This window comes from Pseudomonas sp. GD04158 (assembly GCF_029834875.1).
Lineage (GTDB): Bacteria > Pseudomonadota > Gammaproteobacteria > Pseudomonadales > Pseudomonadaceae > Aquipseudomonas > Aquipseudomonas hydrolytica.
Genome location: NZ_JAODYT010000149.1, coordinates 1 through 3,857, shown reverse-complemented (window position 1 = coordinate 3,857; position 3,857 = coordinate 1). Strand labels below are relative to the sequence as shown.

Here is a 3,857-nt window from a genome sequence, read left to right as displayed (position 1 = left end):
ACGTGTTCGCCACCCGTGTCGAAACCGGCGACTACCGCCTCGACGTGGCCGGCGTGGCGGCGGCTTACGGCAATCGTATCGAGCTGTCCTACGCGCGCCAGCGCTTCGACCTCGGCACCCTGGCGCGCGACCTGCGCCTGCCGGACAACAGCCTCAGCCAGGACGTGCTCGGCCTCAAGCTGCGCCTGGCCGGCGACCTGATCTACGACCGCCTGCCGCAGATTTCCCTCGGCCTGCAGCACAAGCGTCAGCGCGACTTCCTGGTGCCCAGCCTGGTCGGCGCGCAGCGTCGCGAGGACAGCGAAGGCTACCTGGCGGCCAGCCGGCTGATTCTCGGCGGTGCTTTCGGCTACAACCTGCTGCTCAACGCCAACCTGCGCTATAGCCGGGCCAACGAACTGGGCCTGCTGGGCTTCGGCGGCGACCGTCGCGACCGCCATTCCTGGCTCAAGGAAGGCTCGGTGGCGGTGCTGCTGGATCGGCACTGGGCAGTGGGCATCGAGTATCGGGAAAAACCCGACAACCTGAGCTTTGCCGGCGAGAGCGACTGGGCCGATCTGTTCGTCGGCTACTTCCCCAACAAGAACCTGGCGGTGGTGCTGGCCTACGCGCGACTCGGCGAGATCGCCACGCTGGACAACCAGGACGGTGTCTACCTGTCCGTGCAGGGGAGTTTCTGAACATGCGCCTGGCCATGCTCTGCCTGCCGCTGCTGCTGGCGGCCTGCGCGCAGCAGGCGCCGCGCGACGACGGCCTGTACCGCGCCCTGGGCGAGGAGCCCGGTATCGTGCGGATCGTCGAAGGCATGCTGCTGGGCTCCGCGCGCGATCCGCGCATCGCCCGGCACTTTCTCGACATCGACATCGAGCGTCTGCGCGAGAAGCTGATCGAGCAGCTGTGCTTCGAGAGCGGCGGCCCCTGCGTCTACACCGGCGACAGCATGGAGGAGAGCCACAAGGGCATGCGCCTGACCCCCAGCGACTTCAACGCCCTGGTCGAGCACCTGCAGGACGCCATGGAGGCCGAGGGCGTGCCGACGCCGGCGCAGAACCGCCTGCTGGCGCGCCTGGCGCCGATGCGCGGGCAGGTGATCGACCGTTAGCGTCTGCGCTCAGGCGTAGTTCTGCGGGCTCAGCTTGCGCTCGATCAGCTCGATGAGGATGTGCAGCGTCTTGATGTGCAGCTCCTGCACGCGGTCGGCGTAGTCGCCGCCGGGGGCGCAGATGCACACGTCGGCCAGGCTCTCCAGCAGCGAGCCGGGCTTGCCGGTCAGGGCGATCACCTTCACTCCCAGCCCCTTGGCGGCTTCGGCGGCCTTGACCACGTTGGGGCTCTTGCCGCTGGTGCTGATGGCGATCAGCACGTCACCTTCGCGGCCATGGGACTCGATGTAGCGCGAGAAGATGAAGTCGTAGCCGAAGTCGTTGGCCACGCAGCTGATATGGCTGGGGTCGCTGATCGACACCGCGGCGATGCCGGGGCGGTTGTTGCGGTAGCGCCCGGTCAGCTCCTCGGCGAAGTGCATGGCATCGCACATCGAGCCGCCGTTGCCGCAGGAGAACGCCTTGCCCTTGTTCTCGAAGCTGGCGATCAGCAGTTCGGCCGCCTTCTGGATATTGCCCAGGGTCTGTTCGTTGGCGAGGAAGGCCTCCAGCGCACGCTGGGCTTCCTGCAGGCTGTTGCGGATATGTTCGATCATCGCGTCTCAGAACCTCAAGGGAGTTCAGGGCTGGAATAGAAGGCCGTCAGTACTTTCACCAGGTGATCGACGTCATGGCTGCCGGCCAGTTCGCGGATCGAGTGCATGGCGAAGGTGGGCAGGCCGATATCGACGGTACGCACGCCCAGCTGGCTGGCGGTGATGGGGCCGATGGTGGAGCCGCAGGCCATGTCGCTGCGCACCACGAAGCTCTGCACCGGCACTTCGTTCTCCAGGCACAGGTGGCGGAAGAAGCCGGCCGTCTCGCTGTTGGTGGCGTAGCGCTGGTTGCTGTTGATCTTGATCACCGGGCCGGCGTTGAGCTTGGGGCCATGGTTGCCGTCGTGCTTGTCGGCATAGTTGGGGTGCACGCCGTGGGCATTGTCCGCCGAGACCAGTAGCGAGCGCTGGATGCTACGGACGAAGTCGTCGCCTTCCGGCAGCACGCGGCGCAGCACCTGCTCGAGGAAGGGGCCGTCGGCGCCGCAGGCCGAGCAGGAGCCCACTTCTTCGTGGTCGGTGCAGACCAGCACGCAGGTTTCCTCGTCGCTGGAGTCGATCAGCGCCTGCAGGCCGGCATAGCAGGACAGCAGATTGTCCAGGCGCGCACTGGCGATGAAGTCCTGGTTGAGGCCGACGATGGCCGCGCTCTGGGTGTCGTAGAAGCTCAGCTCGTAATCGAGCACCGCATCGGGGTTGAAATCGTGCTCCATGGCCAACTGCTCGGCGAGCAGGGCGCGGAAGTCGGCAGTCTCGCTGCTGGCGAGCTGGGCGAGAATCGGCGGCAACTCGTTCTGCGCGTTGATTGCCCAGCCCATGTTGGCCTCGCGGTTGAGGTGGATGGCCAGGTTGGGAATCACGGCGATGGGCTGGTAGAAGTCGATCAGCTGGCTCTCGACCTTGCCGTCGCGGCGATAGGTCACGCGGCCGGCCAGCGACAAGTCGCGATCAAACCAGGGGGCGAGCAGGGCGCCGCCGTAGACTTCCACGCCGAGCTGGAAATAGCCCTGGCGCTGCAGCTCCGGGCTGGGTTTGACGCGCAGGCAGGGGCTGTCGGTATGCGCGCCGACCAGGCGAATGCCGCCCTCGACCACGGGGCGCTTGCCCAGCTTGAAGGCGATGATCGAGGAGTCGTTGCGGGTCACGTAATAGCGGCCACCGGCCTCGGTGTGCCAGGGCGCGCGCTCGTCCAGATGGCGATAACCGGCCGCTTCCAGGCGCATGGCCAGGCTGGTGGTGGCGTGGAAGGGGGTCGGCGAGGCGTTGAGAAAATCGAGCAGGCCTTGGATCAGTTCTTCGCGCATAGGGACTCCGGGCAACGATGGCGCGAGTTTAACCAATTTGCATCGTGCTGTGCCGGCCGTGCACGTGTTTGGGGCGATAGTTGGCGTCTATCTGCGGGGCGCCGCGCACCGCTTCGCGTTTGCGCTGAGATTGCCCCGCCGCCTTTGCCGGTGCGCACGGCGCACCCTACGGGTTGCCGCGCGGGGCGGGAGTGATCAGAACGGTGCCGGGCACTCGAAGCGCAGGCGTTCGCCGCTTTGCGGGTGGGTCAGGGCGAGCATGCTGGCGTGTAGGCACAGCCGCTCATGGGCGGCCAGGGCTTGTTCGTGGGCGTAGAGGCGGTCGCCTAGCAGCGGATGGCCGAGGGACAGCATATGCACGCGCAGCTGGTGCGAGCGCCCGGTGATGGGGGTGAGCTCGACCCGGCACCAGTCGCCGCAGCGCTCGAGCACGCGCCAGTGGGTCAGGGCATGCTTGCCCAGTTCGTGATCGACCACGTGGCGCGGCTTGGTTGGCGGGTCGTAGCGCAGCGGCAGGTCGATGCTGCCGCTGTCGGCCTCGGGCTGGCCCCAGCACAGCGCGGTATAGGCTTTCTCGGTCTCGCGATCATGGAACTGGCGCGACAGCTCGCGGTGGCTGTCGGCATCGCGCGCCAGGACGATGATGCCGGAGGTTTCCCAGTCCAGCCGATGGACGATGCGCGCCTCGGGGTAACCGTTTTCCTGCAGGCGGGTAACCAGGCAATCCTTGTTGTCGTCGGCACGACCCGGCACCGACAGCAGCAGGGTGGGCTTGTTGATCACCAGCAGGGCGGCGTCCTGGTGGAGAATTTCGATCTGGCTTAGCGGCATGAGCGTTCGCAACGGTCTGGTAG

Annotated in this window: 5 protein-coding genes; 2 read left to right on the top strand and 3 right to left on the bottom strand. The window is 66.7% G+C overall.

Annotated elements, in window-relative coordinates:
* Both N7333_RS24095 and N7333_RS24090 read left to right on the top strand, forming a co-directional pair.
* Positions 1 to 680, top strand: a 680-nt coding sequence (locus N7333_RS24095; RefSeq protein WP_279859495.1) for a DUF3034 family protein, incomplete at its 5' end; no start/stop codon positions are given.
* A gap of 2 nt (positions 681 to 682) precedes the next feature.
* The gene (locus N7333_RS24090) at positions 683 to 1,102 is read left to right on the top strand and encodes a group 1 truncated hemoglobin (protein WP_003241582.1); all 420 of its coding nucleotides are present in this window, start codon (positions 683 to 685) and stop codon (positions 1,100 to 1,102) included.
* A 9-nt stretch (positions 1,103 to 1,111) separates the two neighbouring features.
* Here the strand turns inward: N7333_RS24090 and lpcA are convergent, their stop codons facing one another.
* From lpcA to N7333_RS24075, 3 genes are all read right to left on the bottom strand, one after another.
* Entirely contained in the window at positions 1,112 to 1,699 is a 588-nt protein-coding gene (gene lpcA, locus N7333_RS24085) for a D-sedoheptulose 7-phosphate isomerase (protein WP_096827162.1), read from the bottom strand.
* 14 nt (positions 1,700 to 1,713) lie between these two features.
* Complete coding sequence (locus N7333_RS24080; RefSeq protein WP_003241585.1) at positions 1,714 to 3,003, bottom strand: M18 family aminopeptidase; 1,290 nt, start codon at positions 3,001 to 3,003, stop codon at positions 1,714 to 1,716.
* A gap of 195 nt (positions 3,004 to 3,198) precedes the next feature.
* A complete protein-coding gene (locus N7333_RS24075) occupies positions 3,199 to 3,834 on the bottom strand; it encodes an RluA family pseudouridine synthase (protein WP_129483476.1) in 636 nt (211 codons plus the stop codon).
* Positions 3,835 to 3,857 lie beyond the last annotated feature (23 nt).